This is a genomic window from Streptomyces sp. NPDC055287 (genome assembly GCF_053646035.1).
In genome coordinates this window covers 19,678-41,301 of sequence record NZ_JBSHNE010000044.1, presented here as the reverse complement: position 1 = coordinate 41,301, position 21,624 = coordinate 19,678, and the positions used below count along the sequence as shown (strand labels likewise).

Here is a 21,624-nt window from a genome sequence, read left to right as displayed (position 1 = left end):
CTTCAATACCGGCCCCACACCCTCGACGGCTTCATAGCCGGCACCGGCCTGACCCTCGAGACATCAGCCTCACCCTGACAGGCCGAAGTCAGTAAGCGAGTCCAGTTGTTGACCCATCAGAGATTCCACGTGCTGAGGCAACGCCTCGGTAACGAGGTCGATGACGGTCTCTCTTAGCCCCACAGGATTGCCTGCGGCGGCGAGACGGGTTTCCAAATGGTGGTCGACGATCTCGATCGCTGCCTCTTGGAAGTCCGTCATCGGTGACCCTTGGTGCGAGAAATCACGGCGGTTATGGCGTGTGTGAGTGTTGGGTGGGCTGGCGTTGCGGGGGGTGAGGGGGGTTCGTGTCCGGCGCGCGTAAGAACCTCGGCAGCTCCTACTCGGACGGACAGCATGTCGCTGCTGCACAAGGCCACGAGCTGGTCGAGGAGTGCTCCACCCAAGGATCCTGGTGGCAGATGGTCTTGCACGACGGACATAAGCCAGGTGAGTGGCCCGGCGCCGAGGGAGAAGGAAAGCACGTGCGCGAGTGCGGTCTGGGCCTGGCTGGGGCGGCTCGCCAGCAGCACTGTCGCTGCGATCAGGGCGCGTCGTCTGTCGCCGCGTTCGGGCAGGGCGATGGTGGCCATGGCAAGAGTGCACAGCGCGGTGTCGATGTCGTGCTGTGTGGCCGGCTCCAGGTTCGGCTGGTAGGCACCGTCACCAAGGCGAGCGTCGCCCGGCAGGCGATGAGCGATGACTTCGTAGGCAGCGTCCCAGCAGGCGAGCGCATCGACGGCTGGCGGCCGGTCAAGTGGGGCTTGTGCGGCGAAGGCGGAGATTAGCGCTTGACTGACGCCAATTGTTCGGCTGTATGAGGCGTCGGCGACGGCGCGTGCCACCTGGTCGGCGAGGAGGTTGGCTGCGACGGCGGTCTCCGCCGAGTGCGCCTGCTGCCAGAGATCCAGCCGCTCTTTGCCTGCGAAGGAACGCCAGCCGCCTCCTCCCCGCATCGTGGTGAATGCGAGCACGCCGGCCGTTGCGGCGAGTGGGCCGAGGGTGTCGGAGGCAGCCTCTTGGCGCAGACGGAGCCCAGTGGCGATGTCGGCCAAGAGCTCGCGCGGCTTGATCGGGCTCAGTTCCTCAGCGATCCGGTGCAGGAGTCGGGTGGCCGCGTCGGCGCCGTGTCGGTCGATGACCTCCAACAACCTCCACCCGACCGCGTTGACCAGGCTCTCTTGTGACCACCGGGCACCCGGGGGAGCGTCGTAGGGCTTGTCGTTGTAGTCACGGACTGCTGCCAGCACACCGGCAGCACCTTCGGCAAGCGTGGGACGTTGCTGCGCGTGTAGATAGACGCCTGTGGCGTAGCGCCCTTTGGGCTCGGACCAAGCACGTGAGGTCTTGGCGGTCGCGGGCTTCGGCGACCATAGCGGGCCGCCCTCGCCACCGCATTGCTGTGCTGCTGCGGTCAGTGCCGTGCTGGGCGAGTCCCCAGCGCCGCGTGAGGTGTAGATCAGCGTCTGGTCGTCGTAGGTGGAGGTGATCGCGTTGGCCATCACCGGCAGGAGTTGCTGTGTCCGGGCCGCATCGTCGCTCGGCAAGTTCGTGAGCCTGCCGAGCAGGGCGATGTCTGCGTCAACACTCCGGCCACCGGGACCGGCGGCGATGCGCAGCGCAGTCAGGACGACGGGGTCGGCGGTGTTGGCCTGTGTGACAAGCAGCTGAAGATGGGCCGCTTCTACCCGGGCATCGGGCAGCCCTGGTTCGGCCAGCAGCACGTGGGCTCCTAGCTGGGCGGCAGCCTGTGGGTCCAGTTGGGCGAGGAACCGCCACCACTCATGGGGGATTCCGTTGGTGCCCCGGCCGTCGGTGCAGTGGGCGACGAGATAGGTAAGAGGCTGCGTGCGCGCCAGTCTTTCACGGGCCTGGGCCGGCTCGGCCTGAAGGAGCTGGGGCAGGGGATCCAGCAGCTCCTCGACCGTGGCGTCCTTGTGACTGCCATAGGCACCCATGAACCGGGCGGCGCGGTCCCAGCACTCCTGCGCTGCTCTGGGGGCGCCGCAGGCGAGACTCACGCGGGCCATCTCCAGCTCGAAGTCCGCATCCTCCGCATACAAAGCCCGGCGGTCCGCTTGAGCTGCGCGCAGGGTGTCCATGAGCTCGTGCACTACATCAGCTCCAGCCTGGCCGACACTCTCCGCGAGCAGAGACAGCAGCTCCGTCGTGATGAGAGGTCCGCTGCCGGCCATGCCCATGAGGGAGGTGGTGGTTCCATGGCTGATGGCTTGCAAGGACGTGATGCCCAGCGCCACGTCCTTGCCCCGGAGTACGGCCACGGCATCGTGCAGAACCTGCCGCACGAGCTGGTGAATGGCACCAAGGTCGCTGGCCTTCGGCCGGCCTGTAAATGGCTGATTGTTCTGAGCCAGCTGCTCGAGCGCCACACGGGCGGTCAAAGAAGCCGTTTCGGCGGGGATTCTGCCCGCCTCGACATCGTGGCGCAGGCCCAGGGTGGCCAGGGCGAAGCGCAGCCAGGCGCGGTAGAAACCGACACCTTCGCAGAGCGGTTGCAGTCGAGCGGCAGCCTGTGGGTCGGAGGCATGAGCCACGGTGAGCAGCGACAGCCACCTGCTCACCGGTGCCGGCAGATCACCGGCGTGATCGGTCAGCACCTCCCGCGTGGCCTCTTCAAGGACGTCGGTGATGCCGCCGCCGGAGAAGACGTCCTGCGCCAGGTCCGCCACCGGCACGCCGTAACGGAGCAGACGTCGCGGGTCACAAGGCCCACTTGCCCAGGCCGCTGTGGCTAGAGTGCGCGCCGAAGGCAGCTCTCCTGAAGCGCTGTCACGGGCGTCGGCGAGACACAGCAGAACAGCCGCACGCCGGTCGGGACGTTCAATGAGCTCCACGCTCGCCATCAGCGGCTCGTGTCCCAGGCAGTCCAGCAACACACCCAGGGCACGCTCAACAGGCCTCAGGTTCTCCTGGTCAAGGAACTGCGCTACTCGCTGCGCGACCGGGAGCGGCGCGGCGTCGCTGTCTGTGTTCCGGCGTGGCTGCCGGATCTGACCGCGCAGCTCCGCGAGGAATACAGCATCGTCGCTGTCAGAGCCGTAGCGGACGTTATCGTCACGTTCCTTGTCCCAGGCCGCCAGGTACGCCTCCCAGGGTGCTGCCAAGCCCGCACGATCGACAGCCGCGCACAACTGCAGCCCCCACCGGGCCATCATGGTCGCCTCGCCCTCATACATCAGGCTCGCTGCCACCCGATCGGCTCCGCACAGCGTCACCAAGACATCGGCGTACGGAACGAGGGATCCCGGCAGGCCTTCCTGCTCGTAGGTCGCCCGGGCACGGCTGAGTTCGATGCAGCGAATCAGCGTGGGCCAGTCGGTGCGGTCAGCCGCTCGGCGCGCGGCGACAGTCAGCGTGTGGACGATGGCCTGCGGGGGTTGCAGGCCGGCGATCGCGCGGGAGAGGAAATCGGGACCTACGAGCACGGCCAGTTCGTCGTCCCGGCCCAAGGCGGACAGAAGCTCGGGCAGGTGCCGGAACGCCCGGGGGTCCGTGAAAAACCCACGCTTGTCGAGCCACGCGGCAGCCTGTGACCGGACAAGATCGGCCCAGTCCTGATTGCTGTCGATCTTTCGGATGAAGCGGCTGAAACTCTCATGGTGGATCTTCAGTCCGCCGATACCCGGCTGCTGCGCGACAATCGGCGCCACGCTGGTCAGCGCAGCGCCGAGCATCATCCCAGGCAGTGGGAAGATCTCTCCCAGCTCCTGCGCGGTTACGGCGAAGTCGCAGATGGCTAGCATGCAGACGGCCTGCCGCTGCTCGTTGGTAAGGCCTTTGAAAAGGTAGTCGTAGTAGTGGTCAAGGTCCTGTGCCGAGGACGGGACCGCGCGAAGACGTTCCAGGGGGTCCCCAGCGACGTCCGGAGCCGACAGCGATGCCAAGACGGCCGTCGGCCCCACCGCCTGGCGACACAGGTACGTGGCATAGAGGGCATTCCCCCGTGAGCGCTCCTCGATCAGGCAGACAGCGGCCTCTGCAAGCTCAGCAGATGCCTGCTCTGAGGCGGATTCCGACAGGGCCGACAAGACGCCCAGCCGATCCGCCAGCGCATGCAGTTCCCCGCGATTGAGAGGCGGGACCATCAGGCGTTCCGCACGGTCGTCCAGGGCTTGGAGATGAGGACCGGGCTGACTGGCCAGGACAAGGACCACACCGGGAGGCAGGGTGAGAGCAGCGAGTTCTTCTACCAAAGACGCGGCTGGGTCCGACTGCTGCTGAAACGCGCTGCCAGCAACGCTTCCGAGGACCCGGCTGACATGGTCGATCCCGTCCACGATCAACGCGATCGGCCGATCTGGAACCAGACGGCGCACCGCAGCGACTGCCGCCGTGAGCGTCTCGGCCGTGGCCGCGTAACGCGGCCTGACCTGCGCCACCGCCTCCGGGACGGCTGTCTCCAACTGCTTCAGAAGGCTGCCGATCACCACATCGGTCAGCACACGATCACGAAGCCGGTCGTCATCGCTTCCGAGCCAACAGTGATGCCGCGCGGCGACCCAGGTGTCCCGCAGCGCATCACTGAGCTGCTCGCACAACCAGGACTTGCCGATGCCAGGACCGCCGGTCATCACGACGACACCACCCGTATGGGCCGCGCTGTCCACGACGACTGTCATGTCCGCAAGAACCGTCGGGCGGATCACCTCCGCGGCACGGTCCACGGGGCGCCCCTCCTGAGCCGCTCCGAAGTCGACGTTCAATCCCAGCCGGGGAAACAAGCGGTCGAGGGCCACCGCCCCTCCTCTGGCGCGAGCCTCCTTAGCGGCGTCAATGAGGGCCAGGGCTACGTCCTCAGATGCACGATGCCGGTTCGGCGGCCGCCCAGCACCGAGTTCTTCGCTGACACGATGCAGCAACGCAGCCTCGGCCGGTCCTGGCTCTCGGACGTTGAGGGAGCATGCCGGTACCCCCGTGTCCACAATCAGGGAGGCACAGGCACTACTGAGCAAATCATCATCCAGATCGGCGAGCATCGAACGCCACGGCTCGTGATCCCGCAGCGCAGTGGCACTGAACCGAAAGCGCCTGCTGTTGAGCCCCGACAATGCCGGCCCCGGGTCGCTACTCGCGCTGAGCGGCTGCAGCACCTGGGACAGATCAGGGTCATCCGGCTCCGTGTCCCGTACTACAAGGCGGTGCGAGGTGTCGGGGTCCGTTTGTAGGTCCTGGATGACGGAGGAGAACAAGAGGTCCAGTTGCAGGCTGCGCTGGTCCTTGGTGAAACTCTTCAACGGCAATGCGCGGTCGTGAGTCGTGTGCTTAATCTGCAGCCGCTCACGGCTGCCCTCGGCCCACTCGCAGGTAATGTCGTCGAACCGGTCCCCAGCGAACATCTTCGTGTCGACGAGCACCGACCGCGCGCGTCCCACCGCGAGATCCACCAGACGCAGCGCGGTAAGCAGATCTTGGTAGGCGTAACCAAGGTGCGTCGGCCGCAGGTCCATGATTACCTCCGACATACCTTTGGATCACCCCGGCGCCGGCCCAGGGCATGAGTCTGGGCAAACCTTAACCTCAGCAGCTGCTCCCAACGCGCCCTTGTCCATGTGCCGTCAACGCACGACTGCCCGGCGCCGAGTGCCAAGGCATGCCCGCGCCCTATACCAGTGCCCCCGTCGCATAGAGGTTGTGGGACCGGCACCCCGATAGTTGCCAGCCGATGCGAATGGCGCCATGCCGCACACGGGCCTGCCCCATTTGCAGCCCTGAGGACCGGGGCCGACCTAGACCACAGGGGCGGCTGCCGTGTGGGGGCCCAGCAAGCCCGCAGCGGCAGCGCTGGCACCACCGCACCGGCCCACGTGCGCAGCAGAGCTGTGATCGATGACATCGATGATACGTATGTGCGAATTGATGCAAAGGGAGAGTGCCGTGCCTTACGACCTGGAAAAGCGGCTGGTCATCGGCATTGCCTCCAGTGCCTTGTTCGACCTCGCGGAAGCGGATGCTGTCTTCCGTGAACAGGGGGAAGAGGCGTATCGCGCCTACCAGGAGGAGCACCTGGACGACACCCTCGCCAAGGGGGTCGCCTTCTCCTTCATCCGCTGGCTGCTGTCCCTGAACGACCTCACCGCAGCAGACGACCCCCTGGTCGAGGTCATTGTCCTGTCACGCAACGATCCCGACACCGGCCTGAGGGTCATGCGCTCGATTCAGAAGTACGGCCTGTCCATCACCCGGGCCATCTTCATGCAGGGACGCTCGCCCTACCGGTTCATGCCCGCCCTGAACATGTCGCTCTTCCTCTCCGCTAACGAGACCGACGTCCGCGAGGCCGTCGCCCTGGGCCTGCCCGTCGGCCACGTCCTGGGGCCGGCCGCTGTTGACGAGGTCGACGACGGGCACCTGCGCATCGCCTTCGACTTCGACGGAGTCCTCGCCGACGACTCCTCGGAGCAGGTCTTCCAGGCCGACGGGATCGAAGGTTTCCGCTCGCACGAGACGATGAACGCCGCCACACCGCACGACCCGGGACCCCTGCGGGACTTCCTCGCCAACATCAACCGGCTGCAGCAGCGCGAAGAAGAGGAACGCGTGAAGAACCCGGACTACAAGATCCGCGTGCACGTTGCTCTCGTCACCGCCCGCAACGCGCCCGCGCATGAACGAGCTGTCCGCAGCCTGAAAGGCTGGGGAGTGACCGTCAACGATGCCTTCTTCCTCGGCGGCATAGACAAGAGTGCGATCACCAGCATCCTCAGACCGCACATCTTTTTCGATGACCAGGTCAGCCACCTGGTCGGCACCTCCCGCAGTACTCCCAGCGTGCACGTGCCGTTCGGGAAGATGAACGAACCGGCCGACTCGACCCCTGCCGAAGACGCAACTCAGCCCTGAGGTGGCCCAGGGGCGCTGGGTGGCACCCCTGAATCCCGGTCAGCGGCGGCAGAGCCAAGATCGTTGAAGAACTCTGCGGTCCCGCGGGGGAAACCTGTCAGCAGGGGAGTGACAGACTGAGCCGCGCGGACTGGTCGGCAGCGGTTCAGCTGTGCAGGTTCAAGGCGTGGACCTCGCCCCTGCTGCTTGTCACATACGCTCTGTTGCCAAGGAGCAGGGGGGGCGCCCTGTCGGGATTCGTCCCACATCACCTCGATATGCCAGACCTCTCTGCGTGAGCGGGCGGCCCAGCCGTGCAGCACGCCGCCCCGGTGTCCTCCGTAGACAATGCCCGCCGCGGTGAACGGCGCCGACGCGAACGAGCCAGAGGTCTTCTTCTGCCACAACCTCGCCCCCGTGTCGGCGTGGAGAGCGAGAAGGCATCGGGGCTGCCAGAGCCCGAGATAGACGACACCGTCACTGATGTGAACGGCTGTCGCTGTGCGCGCGCCCGCCTTGGCCCGCCACCGTTCCTGGCCTGTGTCGGCAGACAGTGTGATCACGTCAGCCTGGATGGTGGTGAGGTAGAGGCAGTTGCGTGCCGGTGTAGGCGGTCCGGCCACATCACCATCGAAGGCGTGCTGCCAGCAGACCTGTCCGCTGCTCACGTCCAGTGCGGTGACTCTGCTCATTCCTGACTGGTGTCGCGTGACGATGTAGACGCGGTCGTTGTCGGCGGTCCAGAGAAGCAGGCTGCCTTCGTGGACCTCTTGCATCCACTGCAAGTGGCCGTCTGTGCCGAAGACCCACAGGCTGTCTGCAGTGACGCAGTCGGTGTTTCCTGCGTGGCCCCTCTGCACGAACACCCTGCCAGCCTTCACGTGAGGGGGCCCGACTGGGCTTCCGCTGACCGGCCGACTCCATAACAGCACGCGAGAGGCCAGATCGACTGCGTGAACGTATGCGTCCGGCGCTGCGGTGAACAACGTGCCGCGATCGACAGTTGCTGCCCCATCCAGCATGCGGACCGGCAACGGCTGCCCCTTCTTCCCAGTCCACACGTCCACCGGTACTGCTCTGCCTGACCGGTCGGCCACGAAAGTCTGACCAGCCCCGACCACCGGCGGGGCGTCGAAGGCCGTCTGCAACGTCCACAGCTGCTTGCCCGTGGTCTGGTCGAATCCCAGCAGCCAGTACCCGTCCCGCACCACGAGCGTCTCGCCCGCCAGCACCGGCTGAAGAGCCTTCTCGCTCATGGCTGGCATGCTCCACAAGACAGCCTGCCGACGCTGGCCCGCCTCTGCTCCTCCCCGTGCTTCCGGCTTTCTGGTGTGCCGCGGCACACCAGAGGCGGTAGTTGCCCCAGCGGTGCTGTTAGGTTCTGTCGCTGGGGCGAAGCACGCGAGGCCGTGAAGAGCAGCCCTCAAGGAGGGCAGATCGACCTCCGCACCTCCGGGTGCGTAGATGCCCGCCAGCTCTGCCAGGTGGGCGAACAGCGCATCTGCCTGCGAGGGGAGTTCCTGAGGCGTGAGTCGTTGCAGGCGTGCGACGGCTTCGGTCCTGTCGGACAGGTCAGCTCCCTCCAGGCGTAGCTCGATCAGAGAGAGCTTGCTCAGTAGGCGCCACGTCAGTACCTCCTTCGGTGGCTCGGTCCGGCGGGTCCACCCTGAACCAAGGGCAGCAACAATCAGTGCGTCGAGCTGCACCAAGCGGCCGCGCATCGCCTTGTTCGCGTATCCGCCTTCGACCATCCGCCGTCGGAACTCCGCAGGAGTTGGTGCGGCCGCCGCGACGACTGCTACAGCCGCCAGTTGCTGGGCCGGTTGGCAGCCCGGCGCGACAGCCAGCGCCAGCCGTTGCCGGCCGCTTTCCAGCAGCGGCCACTGGCCGATGACGACATCCAGATAGGCGCGGACAAGCTCTACCGAGTCTGTCTCGCTGGGCACGAGGCGAGGCTGGCGACGCACTCCGACCGACAACAAATGCTCGGTCCCTGCGGCGCTGCGCCCACGGACCAGGAGGTCATCAACCCTGCTGACTTCGCGGCCCTGAAACCGCACGTGTGTGGGAGTGATGTGATCACCAAGGGCGGGCACTGGCCTGCACGTCAAGAGATGGGACAGCAGCACTGCTCCGAAGCGGTGCTCCAGCACCGTACCGCCGCCCCCCGTGGAGTACGGGCCCGCCGCAGACACCGCCTTCAGAGAAACGGAGTTCATGTCACGCGAGACCTGTGCCAGATTCACTGCATACGACTTGCCGTTCTGCCGCGTCAGCTCCTTGGCCCTCTTTTTTGCATAGTGGTAGGGGTTCATGCATCGTCCTTCACTGCAGCACAGCCCCGTGATCCGGCTGCAGACACCAGCACCCACCGGAAGACCCTGTGCTGCTCAGCCTACTTTCGGCTCTCGTCCACACCGTGTCGCGGTCACGGGCCGCGACGGGAGCTGAGGTCGTCACAGGCGGCCCGTGACAAGACAACGCCGCGTCGGCCAAGTGGGTTACGAAAATGGATGACGGATCCTGCGGGCAGCCCGGGTGGTCATGCGTCACTTGAACTGGGGCATGACCACCCGCGACGCGTCAGAGCCGGCCAGAGAGTCCGGCTGTGACCGCTGACGGGCAGAATGCCAGGCCGGTATGGGCGAGCTTGTTGCGCATGGCTCTTCCGCGTGACTCTGCCTGGCCTGCTGGTGCGCAGTCAGTCGAAGAGGCTTTGCTGTGTGCCGCGCGTGGCGCTTTTCTGCACCGGGGCAGGTTCCGGAGCTGTCGACGCCGTCAGTGCCTCACGGAAGGCGGCGCGCAGCGCGGGCAGGGACAGACCGGTGCCCAGCAGGTGAAGAAATTCTTCGGTAGTCCATGTGATGAGTCGCCCTTGCCGGGCGAGGTACAGTCCGACCCGGTTCACTGCGTAGGTGTCCGCGTAGTCCAGGAGCAGGTAGCCGGCCAGTTGGTGGATTTCCTTCTTCTCGCCGATGCGATCGGGCCGGATGGTCGCCTTACAGTCGATAAGGCAGCTGTCGAGGATGTAGTCGGCGTCAGCCCCTGCGACGTCCGCGCTGCCTGAGAACTCGGGAGCGCAGACACGCCGTTCCGCCGACAGGGCCACAGACCATCCCAGTGCTTCCTCCGCCTCGGCCAGCTTCACCTGCCGCATGATGTCGTGGGGCACGTAGGAGGGGACTTCAGAGAGCAGGTCGTCGAGGATCGCACCGGTCGTCACCTGCGCGAGGGGGTTGCCTGGCTTCAGTCCGGCTCGGTGCACCTCCTCGAAGTGCGATGCGACGAAGCAAAGGCGGGCCAGTCGCTCCTCCTCCACCGCGGGGCGTGCCGTGAATCCGTCCGAAGCGGCGGCCAGGGTCTGCAGTTCGCCCAGCAGCGCTTCCCCCATGGCCTGAACGGCCCTACCCGCCGCAGGTGTGGACTTCTCCGCCACATCGAGCGTGGCGTAGAGGACCCCTGACCTCAGTGCTGCGTCGAGGGGAGAGCCGAGCGCTACGCGCAGACGACGGTCGATGGCGCGTCCCAGGCTCCGGTAGTCGAACCGGTGAGCGCTTTGCGGCTTGATCGTCAGCGGACGCAGCGGTAACTGGCTGCGAATGCTTGCAGTCACGTGTGCGGTAGCTGGCAGATGAGCGTTCATGAAGCGCGACACTGCCGAATGGGGGTTGTTGAGCTCGCTGGTCAGACTCATGACCGGATCATCGGGGCAGGCACTGACAACGGCCTCTTCTGAATCCGCACGAGAATCGAGAATGGGAACATGTGAACCACTAGCCATCCGCACAGCCCCATGTGGCTGCTCCGATACTTACGGCAGTGCGCGCATCCCTGATTTTGGCGGCTCCGGTTTCGTGACGCCGTCCACTCCTGCACGCGGCAGGACCAGGGAATTCCGACCCGTGGGTCCGTCCGTCGAAAAGGCGCCAGTTCACTCTCGTGGGGAACATGCCGGGAACAGGAATCAGACAACCCCGCAACAAGCGGCACCTGCAAGCGGCCCTCGTGCCGGGGGCGTTGTCAGTCCCTTGCAGTAGGGTGACCCGCCGCCGCGGCCAAGGCCCGGGTTCCCGTGCCCTTTTGCTGTCGAGGAGCGATGCGGAGACGCACCGGTCCTTCCGACGGAGCCTTCCGGTAGTCCGACAGGTGTGGTCCAGCCTTTCCCGCAGCTCTGCCCTGCAGGACCGGTTGCCAGTACCCGCAGTCGCATCGCCTGCACAAACGCGGTCTGCTCTTCTTTTGCGCTGAGAGCGCCAAGAAATCACCACGCCAAACTGCATGGCCCTACCAGCGTGCGGCGGCCAAGCGGACCCCGAATGATGCCCTTTGGCGGCTATCGGTCGAAGAATGCTTTCTGGCGTTAGAAGGGTGTTTGGTGATCACCTTCTATGTAACGACCTAAAGCCGACACGACAACTGCTTGCACGGCATACGTTGCGGCCACACAAACCTCTCTCCGCGGCATACCTCACCTCCCGCACTCCGTGCGTCGCGTACACCCCCACCCCCGGGTGTATGGCGGCGACCGCACACCGCAGATGTGTGCCGCGCGCAGGACACATTCCGGCGCCGGCTCACCCCTGACCCTGTTGCCGCAACGGCCCACACGTGACATATCCCTACGCACAGGAGACTCGAAGATGGGGTTCGGACGACTCGGAGCCCAGGGCGTGCCCGCGGCGGTAGCCCTTACCACGACACTCGACGAGATCGCTGGGATCACCCACCCCTACCCGACCGCCGAGGCCGGCTGTAGGCGCCATCTGCTGTATCTGACCCGCTCCCGCGCCGGCTACGCCTTGATGCAGCACAGCGGAATTCGCCTGGACCGGCGGAAGATCGCCGCGTGGCTGTCCGAGGAGCGATCACCCAGAGCTGAGCAGCGGCTACGTGTGGAGGAAGCCTTCCGTTTGCTGCGGCGCCGCAACATGGCGCCCAGCCTGACGCGCCGACTCAACAGCGACGGCGGAACGAGGGTGGAGATCTATCCCGTCGACCAGAGCAAGGTCGACGCCAAGCACCAGCGTGCGGCCCGGTGGCGGCGCAAGAACATCTACCGCTGGGACCCCATCGTCGCGGCCTGGTCCCGCAGTGACCTGCGTGACCTGACCCACCAATGGCAGGACGTCATCTCGGACCTCGACTCCGACTGGCGTCAGTACGAGCACGTCACCCACCTCGGCTTCTGGTCCTGATCAGCCCTCCACCGCCCTTACGACGCCCCGAGCCTGACCACCATGAAAGAGCCGTCCCACGGTGTCCCCAGACCTCGAAGACTCCCAGACCCCGGCCCGCGGCAAGCGCGTACGTGACGAACTGATGGGGCCCGCCGTCCGGGCCCTGCTACAGCTCGCCGAGCGAGGCGAACTGACCACCGCGCACGTCACCCTGTCCGCGCACACCCTCGGCGTCCACGTCCGCACCGTCTGGCGCAACCTGGCCCGCGCACGCGCGGGGGAGCCCTTGCGCCGTACCCGTGACCGGTTCGAAGTCACCGACCAGGTCCGCATCCTGCTCGCCTACTACCGCGGCAACATCAAGCGCGTCCACGAGGAACTTGAGAAGGACGCTGTCGCCGCCGGAGTCGAGCCGGTGAGCCTGTCGACTCTGCACCGGGCGATCAAACGCGACCTGCCCCCGGGCGACATCGCCGGCCTGAGAGCCGGTCTGCCCGCCTCACGCGGCCACGATCCGCACCTGCGCCGACCGCCCACTGCCCGCAACGAGGAATGGGAAGGCGACCACAAGCAGGCCCCCGTCGTCGTTTACGCCGACGGCCGCCTGGTCAAGCCCTGGGTCACGTGGTTCTGCGACTGTCACACTGGCATGATCATGGGCTGGGCCGTCACACCGCACTACCCACACCGCGGCTCCATCCTGGCAGCCCTGCGCTCCTGCATCCTCACCGACGAGGCTCACGGACCTGCAGGCGGACTGCCCACCCGCATCCGCATCGACCGCGGCAGGGACTTCCTGTCCAATGCAGTCAAAGAAGCCCTGGGAGCCTTCGCCGTCCAGGTCGACGTCCTGCCGCCCTATACCCCCCGTCTCAAGGGCAGCATCGAGAACCTCAACCGCGCGGCGACCTCCATGTTCTTCTCCACCCTGCCGCGCTATACCGGCGCGCAGAAACTCGATACGCGCAGAAGGTCGGGAGAGAAGGACCCGCCGCTCACCTTCGAAGGGTTCGTCGCGAAGTTCGCCCAGTGGGTCCGCACCCGCAACGCCGAGCACCGGATGCAGGACTACGCAGGCGTCACCGCACTGGAGTGCTGGAACGCCGACACCACCACGCTGCGGGAAGTGCCAACGCAGGACCTGTACGCCTTCCTGCTGGAGGCTGACCGCTCCGAACGCGTCATCCAGGGCCACGGCATCCGCTGGCGCGGCCGCGACTACATGGCCCCCTGGATGACCGGCCGCACCGGCACCCGCGTCCGGATCCGCTTCCAGCCGCACCAAGAGCAGCAGATCGAGGTCTTCGACGCTGTCACTCACCGGCACTACGGCACCGCCTACCTCGCCGACCAGGCCACCGAAGAGCAGATCGACGAGGTGTACCAGGCGCGCGCAGAGCGCGCCCGCCGACTGCGGCGCGACATGCGCAAGGCCGAGGCTTTGAGGCGGCGCCGTTTCCGGGCCGTCACCACCGCCGCCCCTGCCACCACCGAGGCGACGATGACCCGCAAGCAAGCCGTCACCGAACTGCGTGCCACGCGTACCAGCCGGGACCAGAGCGACCTCCCCAGCAACTACATGCCCCGGCGCATCACCCCCTCCAGCCGATGGAGCATCCCCAACCCCACCAGCCACGAACAAGACGAGGCCACATGACCCCACCCGACCACCCCGCCCCATCAGCCAGGGACCGCAGAGTCATCAGCGCCACCGGCGTGCGCTGGGAAAGCCGCCGCTACGCAGCCCTCTGGATGACCGCACACCTGGCCCGCAGCGTCATCGTCCGCCGCTGCGGCGCCGACACCATCAACCTGCTCGACCCCACAACCGGCGCCGTCCTCGGCACAGCGCACGCCACCGACGCCGCAGCCCTCAACACCCCGCAGCAACCCTCAGCCGAACGAGAGCTGCTTTCCGACCAGCAGGAGGAACCCATGACCACGACCCGGACAACCACCCTCGACGACGAATCGATCGGAGAACCCGACTTCTACCTCAACCTCACCGACGCCCGCATCGTGGCAACCGAAGCACTCCTCGAAGCCAGCGAGAACATCGCCGACACCATCGAAGCCCGCGCCATGTCGTGTTTCTACGGCGACGCCGGCCTCGGCAAGACCTTCTCCGTCCTGGCCGCGCTCAAGGAAGTCGCTGCCGACCGTGTCCTGCTCCTGCAGTTCCGCTCCCGCCCCACCCCGCGTGACATCCGGATGGAACTCTTCACGGCACTGCGCCTCGAAGGAGAACCCCCTTCTCACCCCAGCGAGTTCGACCGGCTCCTCAAGCGCACCCTGGCCCGCAAGCCCTACGTCGTCGTCTGCGACGAGGCACAGCAGTTCAGCCGTGAATGCTTCGAATTCGTCCGTCACCTGTGGGACACCGGCAAGGGCCCCACCCGCCCCGCCGTCCTCTTCGTCGGCGGCGAGGAGGCCTACAAAACGCTCTACAGCGAACCCGCCCTCGCCTCCCGCATCTACATCTGGCAGGAATACACCCCCATGGACCCGGACGAGGTCCAGCGCAACATCCCCCTCTTCCACCCCGTCTGGGCCAACGCGCCGGCTGAACTCATTGAGTACGTCGACGACGAAGGGGGCGCCGGAACCTTCCGCATGTGGTCCAAGATCACGTACCACATCCTCGAAGGCATGAAGCGCCGCAGCCTCACTGAAGTCGACGAGACCATCGCCCGCTGGGCCATCCGCCGCGCACTGCCCAACCGCGGCAAGTCCCGCCGCACCGCCAAGGACGCCGGGTGACCACCACCCCAGCCGGCACCCAGGCGCACCACTACCTGAACCTGCCCGAAGCCCGCACCGTGACCACCACCGCGGTGCGGGCCGCCGCCCACGCCCTCGACACCACCATCCAGCAGCAAGGCATCCTCTGCCTCATCGCCGACCCCGGCGCCGGAAAAACCTTCACCCTCCACACCCTCCTCGACCAGCGCCCCCACCTGCCCTCCCTGCGCCTCCTGGCCCGCCCCCAAGCCCGCCCGGACGACCTGCGTCACAGCCTCTACCGCGCCCTCGGCCTGCCCGGCACCGCACCCAAAGACCCGGGCATCTGCGACGACTACCTCCGCCATTCCCTTCACCACACTCACCGGATCCTCGCGATCGACGAAGCCCACCAACTCTCCGCCTCCTGCATCGAATACATCCGCTACCTCTACGACGACCCCAAGCCCCAGATCACCGTAGTTCTCCTCGCCAGCCGGCCACGCCTGCGTTCACTACGCTCCCAGCCCCCGCTCGTTCACCGCGTCACCACCTGGCACCACATGGACACCCTCACCCCCACGGAAGTACTCACCGCGGTCCCCGACCTGCACCCGCTGTGGCAGAACGTCCCCCGCAGCACCATTAGCCAACTCGACAGCACCTGGGCCTGCGGAAACCTCCGCCGATGGGCCGCACTGACCCACCGGCTCCTCACCACACAGCGCCGCAACCCCCATCACCCCAGCGACCCGACGGCTCTCCTGCGACGACTTCAGCCCACACCGGCGGTGATCACATGACCCCCAGCAGCCCAAGCGCCCCCATATCGGCCAGGGAGCCGCGCGCCTGGACGCCTCAGTGGACACCTGACCAGACGAACACAGACCTGCCCCCCGTCACGATCATCAGCGACCCGGACGACCTGCCTGCCTGCACCACCAGCGCACTCGCCGCCCACCGCCCCGCAGACGGCCGCATCACCATCCACCCCACCCCCCTGGCCACCGCACCCGCCTACCTCGCCCATGACTTCCTCCGCGCCCTCGGCAAGCACCTGCCCCCCTCCGACTCCGACGTGCCCTGGTGGACCACCAACACGGACGACTCCTGGCGCATCGCCGCGGCCTGGACACGAGCCCTCGGCATCAGCCACTACGTCCTTGCACGCGCACACCGGATCCCCAGCCGCCACTGGGAGCACCTCATGGCCCTGCGCGAGAACACCGGCATTCACCTGACCCTCGTCGTCAGCGGGCCCGTCCCCGCCGCACTTCACAGCATCCTGACCGCGGTCCAGCACCACTACATCGACAACCCCGACGAGGGCAGCACCCACCTCTCCCGTCCCGGGCACCCCCCATCGCCCGCTCCGTATCCCTGGTGGCACGCCGCCCCATTTCCACCCGGAGAAGACGAACAGTGGTACCAGCTGCCCCCGCGGCCCAAACAGCCCCGAGGCCGGCCCGGCGAGCCCAGCACGGACAGCCGTGGCAAACCCACGCAACTCGCTTCCGACCGCAACCCTCCCAGAGCCATCCCGCTGGAAGTCCTCACCCCGAGCTCCGTACCACCAGCCATCGCCCAGCGCATCCACACCCGCATCGCCCACCCCGTGCACGCCGCCGCAGTAGCTCTCAGAACGGTGACCGGTTACGAGACGGACCAGCTTCGGGGCTTGGCGGAAAGCTCTACAGCCGCCGGGCCGCAGCCGCCCATCGTAGAGAACCTGCCTGCCTGGGTGAGCCTCCTCACCGACGCCGCCTACGCCTATACACAACTGCAGAGCCACGCCCGGCAAGGCAACCCGTTCTCCCTGGCCACCTGGGACAGACACGACATCGCCCACGCCACGGAAGCGTGCCATCTTCTCGCCCCACCCTCCGCCCGGCGACCAGTCCGCATTCGCCACTCACTCCAGCACGAACGACACAGTTCAGGAGGCTCCAAGATCGGACGAACCAAGCCCTGTTGAACGGGGCAGAGCCGGAGCGAAATCACCTGATCACCGATGCTCCAGGCATTCATCTCGCCGTCCCGTTTACTGGCGGGGCGGGGAACGATGTCACCCAGCTGATCCCGTTGCTCCAGGCCGTGCCGCCCGGGTCGGGGCAACCGGGGCCGACCGTGCGCCGTCTCGATGTGGTGCTGGCGACCGCGCTTACGACCACGACAAATGCCGCCGTCTGGTCCGCGCCCTGGGCCTGAAACCCCAGATCGCCCGAAGAGACACCGAAGGCGGCCCCGGCCTGGGCACCCAGAGGTAGGCCGAGCGTGCCTTCGCCCGCCTCCACCGGTTCCACCGCCTGCGCCTCCGTGGGGAGATCCGCCATGACATCCGCGAAGGCTTCCTCGCCGTGGGATGCGGGGTCATCTGCTGGCGGCGTTTTAACCAATTCAAATGGGAGTTCTGAGACGGTGCAGCACCACGGACTGCGCCCCTGCCTCGACTGCATGCGCCGCACGTCGATCCGGTTCTCGGCACAAGCTGTTCACTCGGGTGCATATGTGGTGGTTGTCCCGTATGTCCTCGCCGAGGTCCGTGGTGCGCAGCTCGACCAGCTCCCCGCTGCGCGCCGCGGTGTCCAGCTCCAGTGCGAGCAGCGTCGTCAGCCGGGTCTGCGTCGGGGACATGGCGCCGGCGAGGTACCGGTCGAGCTGGCGGGCCAGCGCGGACAGGGCCGTCCACCCGGCGGTGCGCAGCGCCCCGGACTCCGCGAGCCGTACGTACGGGTCAAGCTCCTCTTCCTCCAGGAGCCGCTGCGGGCTGCGGCGGGCGCCGACCGGCAGCGACGCCCCCCAGGCCAGGGCGCGCTCCAGCTCCCCGCGCACCATGTCCATCTGACGCCGACGGACTGGCGGCTCGGCCAAAGCCGCGGCGGGTAGTAGGCGCGAGGAGCGGTGAGGGCACCTGCCCCCTCTCGAAGTCGAGGGCGGCGTCCTCGTGCCGTGCACGTTCCTCGCTGTCGACCTGGTTGCATCAGGCGAAGCTGACGGCGTGCGACCGGGCTTGCGACCCGGAAGATCCGCAGGCCTCGTCGTGCTTCATGGGGTCCGTAGGCTGAGCATGCGGGCCGACGGGTGTGGGCGCTCGGCGGCGCGCATGTCGACGCCGCGGCGGCCCGCACCCGCGCGTGACCTGCTCGATGCCGCTTGGGGGCGAATTGGGAAGATATCGACCTGTGGATCGACCATCTGCCAATCGGCATCACGACGCACGGCGCTGGCCACGTGCCGAGTGGAGTTCCTTAGTGAACCGGTGCCCGCTGCCTCGGTTGGTGCCTTGACAGTTCATCAGTCGCCTCGGGAGGCTGAGCGGGATGGACTTCCATGAAACCCGTGAAGGGTTAACCGAGACCACTGCGCGGCGGGCCATGCTTGTCGCGTGCGACTCTGCCGGACTACCTCGATTTCCCGAGGCGGAGCTCCTGCGGCTTGGGGAGAACGCGCTGTTCGCTCTCCCTGATGTCGGCACTGTAGTCAGGGTCGCCCGCTCGACGGAGATGGCTGACAAGGTCGTCAAGGAACTGTCTGTGGCCCGGTGGCTCGCTGGGCACGGGTTCCCTGGCGTGCACCCGACGGATGCCCCGCAACCGATCGAGGCGGACGGCCGACTGGTGACTTTTTGGGGCTATGTGCCGGACAGCTCTCCGCCTGCCTCGGTCACTGTCCTGGCAGCCCTTCTTCGCGACCTGCATGCTCTGCCGGACCCGGGCTTCCCGCTGCCCGTCCTCGATCCGTATCCCATCATGCGCCGTCGTCTTGAGGTCGTCTCCGGCATAAAGCGCGAGGATATTCACTTCCTCGCCGAAGCCTGCGACAACGCGGAAGACGACTTCCGCGCGCTTGTCGCCTCCTCACCCCCGCACCTGGTGCATGGTGACGCCCACCGTGGCAACGTCCTGTGTGACGGCGACCGCGCCCTGCTCATTGACTACGAAGCGGCGGCGATCGGTCCGCGAGCCTGGGACCTGGTCCCCACGGCCATGGCCGTGGACCGGTTCGGCCTGTCACCCACCGACTACGCGGCCTTCGTACGCACCTACGGCACCGATGTCACCGAGTGGCACGGCTACCGAGTGCTGCGCACAACGAGGGAGCTGGGTATGACGACCTGGCTTATGCAGAACGCCCAGTCCGGGCCGGCGGCTGACGAATTCGCGCTGCGCATGGAGTCTCTGCGAAAGGGCGACCTTGAACGGCGCTGGCATGCCCTCTAACGGCACTGACGGCGGCCTCTTCGCCCCTTACGCCTCCCGCCCGCACCTACGCATCACCACGGTCTACTCGACGTCCTGGGTCTGCGACCCCGCCCAGTTACCTCCTGGCGGACACGCTGCTACGGACGCCCTCGCGTTCGGCCGTCTGGCACCGTTCTACGCAATGGCCGGAGAACAGTTACCTAGGGTGCTCCGGAAGGAATCCCTCGACTGCGCGTCTCTTATATGCCAACGCTGGCAAACAGGCTCACCCGCAGCAGCCACGCTCTGGCACTTCCTTCACCCCTCGGGTCAGGTCCTGGTCGCGCTGACCCTGGACGTCCCCCTGAGCCTCGTCGAAGCAGTCCCGCTGATGGAAGACCTCTACTACGCGAGCATCGAATGCGCGGGCGCGCCACTGGAACAGATCGCCGGCGAGCGTGTCGGCTGCCACACAGAGCGAGCGGAAGAGCGAACGCCCGGCTTTCTCCCTGAGCGGCACCAGCTGGTCTTTCGGAGCGTGTCGTCCGCCGAAGACGCCCCCAATGACGACACCATCCAGCGGGTCATCTACCGTTCCGACCTCCCGTACCGGCCGGAACACAGCTCCATCACCTACCCGGCCGAACTCAACAGACGCCCCACCACCGTCGGGGCCCTTGGACCGTATGCCAGCCTCATCTGCGGCCACCAGGACTACATAGAGAACAGCGTCCTGCTCTCCGCCGTGCAGGCCGTGGGATCGGCAGCGCGTCTGCGGGAGATCCGAGAAGTCGCCTACGCATACGGGCACCGCTTCCGCGCTCGGTCCGACGGCGAACGCGACACGCACCGCCGCCGCACCATGCTCGAAACCATCTCCGAAGGCCTGAGCCACCTCGAACTAGAACTCAGTTACAGCGTCGAAGCCGGCGGCGACATCGGAACACTCATCCCCGCACTTCGCGTAGAGAGCTTCCACAGCGCCCTCTACTCCGCGATGGGGCTCACCGAGCGCTCCGCACTCATCGGACAAATGCTGAGCCGACTGAGCAACGCCATCGGTGCCGAGCTGACCTCGGTCGAGAGCGCCGAGCAACGAGCCGGTGACCGCCGTCGAATCCGGACAGTTATCGCAGTCACCTTCGTCACCACAGTCACCGGCACCCTAAGTCTGCTCTTCGGTTTCTTCGGCATCAACGCTCGACAGGTGGACGAAGACCGATCGATGTTCGACGACCACTACACCCCTATCTATGCGCTCATCACCCTCATCCTGGCCTGCGCCCTGGCGATCTTCAGCGGCATGCGGCTGCACGAGCGCTGGACCGAGCGGCGGGAACGCAACCGCATCCGCACGTGGGAGACCATCCACGGCCTTCTGGCCCGTGAATTCGGCGCGGTCATGCTCGACCCAGCTCGCATGGCGCCTGTTCCGTCAAGCCGGACAGTCCCCGGCACAAGGACCCGCCCTCCGGACGAGGAACCACAACCATCCGGCACTCCCGCCAGGTAACTGTTCGTTGCGACATGCGTGGTCTGTCCCGGCCGGAGAGAGGCGCATCAGCGGTGGCCCCGGTGAGCGCGGCGACGTTCGCGGTCAGGACGGCGGGGACCGGGCGCTCCAGGGCGGCGAGCGCAATTGCCGCAGCGGTGACGGAGACGACGAGGGCCGCCTCGGCGGCACCGAGATGCCCGGACGCGGCCGGGGCGGCCGGCTGGGTGCCGACGGGTTCAGTGGGCGGGACAGTAGGCATAACTGCGCTTCGGGCGGGTGTTGGCCTGGTGCACTCGATGGTCGACGGCAACGCCGCCCCGACCGTTGGCGGTGCGCTCAGGGACGGTTCTGCGCCCGCTGTTTGGCGGTTGAGTCCAGTTCTTGCTGCCGGAGCGTGAGTTCCTTGTTGAGCCTCTGCACGGCGTCCTTGTTGAGACCCTCGTCCGTCACCTGCCAGTAGTGCGGCTCGTATCGTCGGCGCGGGCGTGCTGGTTGGGTGTACGGCTCAGGGGGTTGGGCGTAGCGCATCAGCCCGAACTCCCGCAGGCGCTGGCAGCCGTCCTCCCACGCGTCGTCACGCAAGCCGAAGGATTGCAGGCGTGCCTGGCCATAGAGGTAGACCCCCGATGCGGTGTGGGTGTTAGGTGCCCATTTACTGAGCACTTTGAGGATGAGCCTGGTGGCGACCTCGGAAGGGTTGAGTACCTGGATCCAGCCCTTCAGGAAGAAGGCCGCGGGGATCGCGATCGTCTTGGCAGCCGCCCAGTGCTTGGTCGGGACTGTGTAGACGTCCTCCGTCTGATTCCCGCCCCGGCCGCTCTCGTTCATGAGCGAAAACCTCTTGTACTCCCGCTGCCCACTCTTGCCCCGAGGCATGGTGACAAGGGCGTCCTCGTCCCCGAGCCCTTCCAGGGTCCTCAGGGCCCCCTTGATTTGCCGTAGGCGTAGATCCTCCAGCTTTCTACTGCCGACGGTGTCGCTCATATACGTTGCCGAGCTGGTGTCATAGGCCCCGTCGATGGCGATCAGGTCCGACCATGAACCGGGCCCCGACAGCGGGAGAGCGTTCTTCCAGGTCTCGCCCGGCGCGAGTCGGCACTGGGCCTCGAAGGCCGGCACGTTGTCGCCGGCAGGCGCGCACTCCAGACCAACTTAACAGCTGCAGCAGGGC

15 protein-coding genes and 1 pseudogene are annotated in these 21,624 nt (G+C 66.7%); 9 read left to right on the top strand and 7 right to left on the bottom strand.

Annotated features, from left to right (window positions below):
• Positions 1–78, top strand: a pseudogene (locus ACWIHY_RS34940) (transposase); the annotation flags it as partial.
• Here ACWIHY_RS34940 and ACWIHY_RS34935 read toward each other — a convergent pair.
• The gene (locus tag ACWIHY_RS34935) at positions 70–261 is read right to left on the bottom strand and encodes a hypothetical protein (RefSeq protein WP_454380420.1); all 192 of its coding nucleotides are present in this window, start codon (positions 259–261) and stop codon (positions 70–72) included. The pseudogene ACWIHY_RS34940 and the gene ACWIHY_RS34935 sit on opposite strands and share 9 nt — an antisense overlap.
• A complete protein-coding gene (locus tag ACWIHY_RS34930) occupies positions 258–5,507 on the bottom strand; it encodes an NACHT domain-containing protein (protein ID WP_454380419.1) in 5,250 nt (1,749 codons plus the stop codon). Before ACWIHY_RS34930 ends, ACWIHY_RS34935 begins: the two co-directional genes overlap by 4 nt.
• Positions 5,508–5,934: 427 nt before the next feature.
• Between ACWIHY_RS34930 and ACWIHY_RS34925 the strand changes: the two genes are divergently transcribed.
• Positions 5,935–6,900 (top strand): 5'-nucleotidase, encoded by a 966-nt coding sequence (locus ACWIHY_RS34925; protein WP_454380418.1) that lies wholly within the window; start codon positions 5,935–5,937, stop codon positions 6,898–6,900.
• Here ACWIHY_RS34925 and ACWIHY_RS34920 read toward each other — a convergent pair.
• Together ACWIHY_RS34920 and ACWIHY_RS34915 are read right to left on the bottom strand one after the other, a co-directional pair.
• Positions 6,891–9,194, bottom strand: a complete 2,304-nt coding sequence (locus ACWIHY_RS34920) for an outer membrane protein assembly factor BamB family protein (protein WP_454380417.1) — start codon at positions 9,192–9,194, stop codon at positions 6,891–6,893. The genes ACWIHY_RS34925 and ACWIHY_RS34920 overlap by 10 nt on opposite strands.
• 386 nt (positions 9,195–9,580) lie before the next feature.
• The gene (locus tag ACWIHY_RS34915; protein ID WP_454380416.1) at positions 9,581–10,573 is read right to left on the bottom strand and encodes a hypothetical protein; all 993 of its coding nucleotides are present in this window, start codon (positions 10,571–10,573) and stop codon (positions 9,581–9,583) included.
• Between the two features lie 946 nt (positions 10,574–11,519).
• Here ACWIHY_RS34915 and ACWIHY_RS34910 point away from each other — a divergent pair.
• From ACWIHY_RS34910 to ACWIHY_RS34890, 5 genes are all read left to right on the top strand, one after another.
• Positions 11,520–12,074: a transcriptional regulator gene (locus ACWIHY_RS34910; RefSeq protein ID WP_454380415.1), complete on the top strand. Its 555-nt coding sequence runs from the start codon at positions 11,520–11,522 to the stop codon at positions 12,072–12,074.
• A gap of 61 nt (positions 12,075–12,135) precedes the next feature.
• Positions 12,136–13,713: a transposase gene (locus tag ACWIHY_RS34905; RefSeq protein WP_454380414.1), complete on the top strand. Its 1,578-nt coding sequence runs from the start codon at positions 12,136–12,138 to the stop codon at positions 13,711–13,713.
• The gene (locus ACWIHY_RS34900) at positions 13,710–14,816 is read left to right on the top strand and encodes an AAA family ATPase (RefSeq protein ID WP_454380413.1); all 1,107 of its coding nucleotides are present in this window, start codon (positions 13,710–13,712) and stop codon (positions 14,814–14,816) included. The genes ACWIHY_RS34905 and ACWIHY_RS34900 overlap by 4 nt, the downstream gene beginning before the upstream one ends.
• Positions 14,813–15,580, top strand: a complete 768-nt coding sequence (locus ACWIHY_RS34895) for an ATP-binding protein (protein ID WP_454380412.1) — start codon at positions 14,813–14,815, stop codon at positions 15,578–15,580. The genes ACWIHY_RS34900 and ACWIHY_RS34895 overlap by 4 nt, the downstream gene beginning before the upstream one ends.
• Entirely contained in the window at positions 15,577–16,752 is a 1,176-nt protein-coding gene (locus ACWIHY_RS34890) for a hypothetical protein (RefSeq protein WP_454380411.1), read from the top strand. The genes ACWIHY_RS34895 and ACWIHY_RS34890 overlap by 4 nt, the downstream gene beginning before the upstream one ends.
• A gap of 49 nt (positions 16,753–16,801) precedes the next feature.
• Here ACWIHY_RS34890 and ACWIHY_RS34885 read toward each other — a convergent pair whose 3' ends face one another.
• Positions 16,802–17,110: a hypothetical protein gene (locus ACWIHY_RS34885; RefSeq protein ID WP_454380410.1), complete on the bottom strand. Its 309-nt coding sequence runs from the start codon at positions 17,108–17,110 to the stop codon at positions 16,802–16,804.
• Between the two features lie 64 nt (positions 17,111–17,174).
• A complete protein-coding gene (locus ACWIHY_RS34880; RefSeq protein ID WP_454380409.1) occupies positions 17,175–17,648 on the bottom strand; it encodes a hypothetical protein in 474 nt (157 codons plus the stop codon).
• A gap of 449 nt (positions 17,649–18,097) precedes the next feature.
• Between ACWIHY_RS34880 and ACWIHY_RS34875 the strand changes: the two genes are divergently transcribed.
• Positions 18,098–18,997, top strand: a complete 900-nt coding sequence (locus ACWIHY_RS34875) for a phosphotransferase enzyme family protein (RefSeq protein ID WP_454380408.1) — start codon at positions 18,098–18,100, stop codon at positions 18,995–18,997.
• Positions 18,998–19,349: 352 nt separating this feature from the next.
• Positions 19,350–20,471, top strand: a complete 1,122-nt coding sequence (locus tag ACWIHY_RS34870) for a hypothetical protein (protein ID WP_454380407.1) — start codon at positions 19,350–19,352, stop codon at positions 20,469–20,471.
• Between the two features lie 318 nt (positions 20,472–20,789).
• Here the strand turns inward: ACWIHY_RS34870 and ACWIHY_RS34865 are convergent, their stop codons facing one another.
• Positions 20,790–21,572, bottom strand: coding sequence for a hypothetical protein (locus ACWIHY_RS34865; RefSeq protein WP_454380406.1), 783 nt, complete (start codon positions 21,570–21,572; stop codon positions 20,790–20,792).
• Between the last annotated feature and the right edge of the window lie 52 nt (positions 21,573–21,624).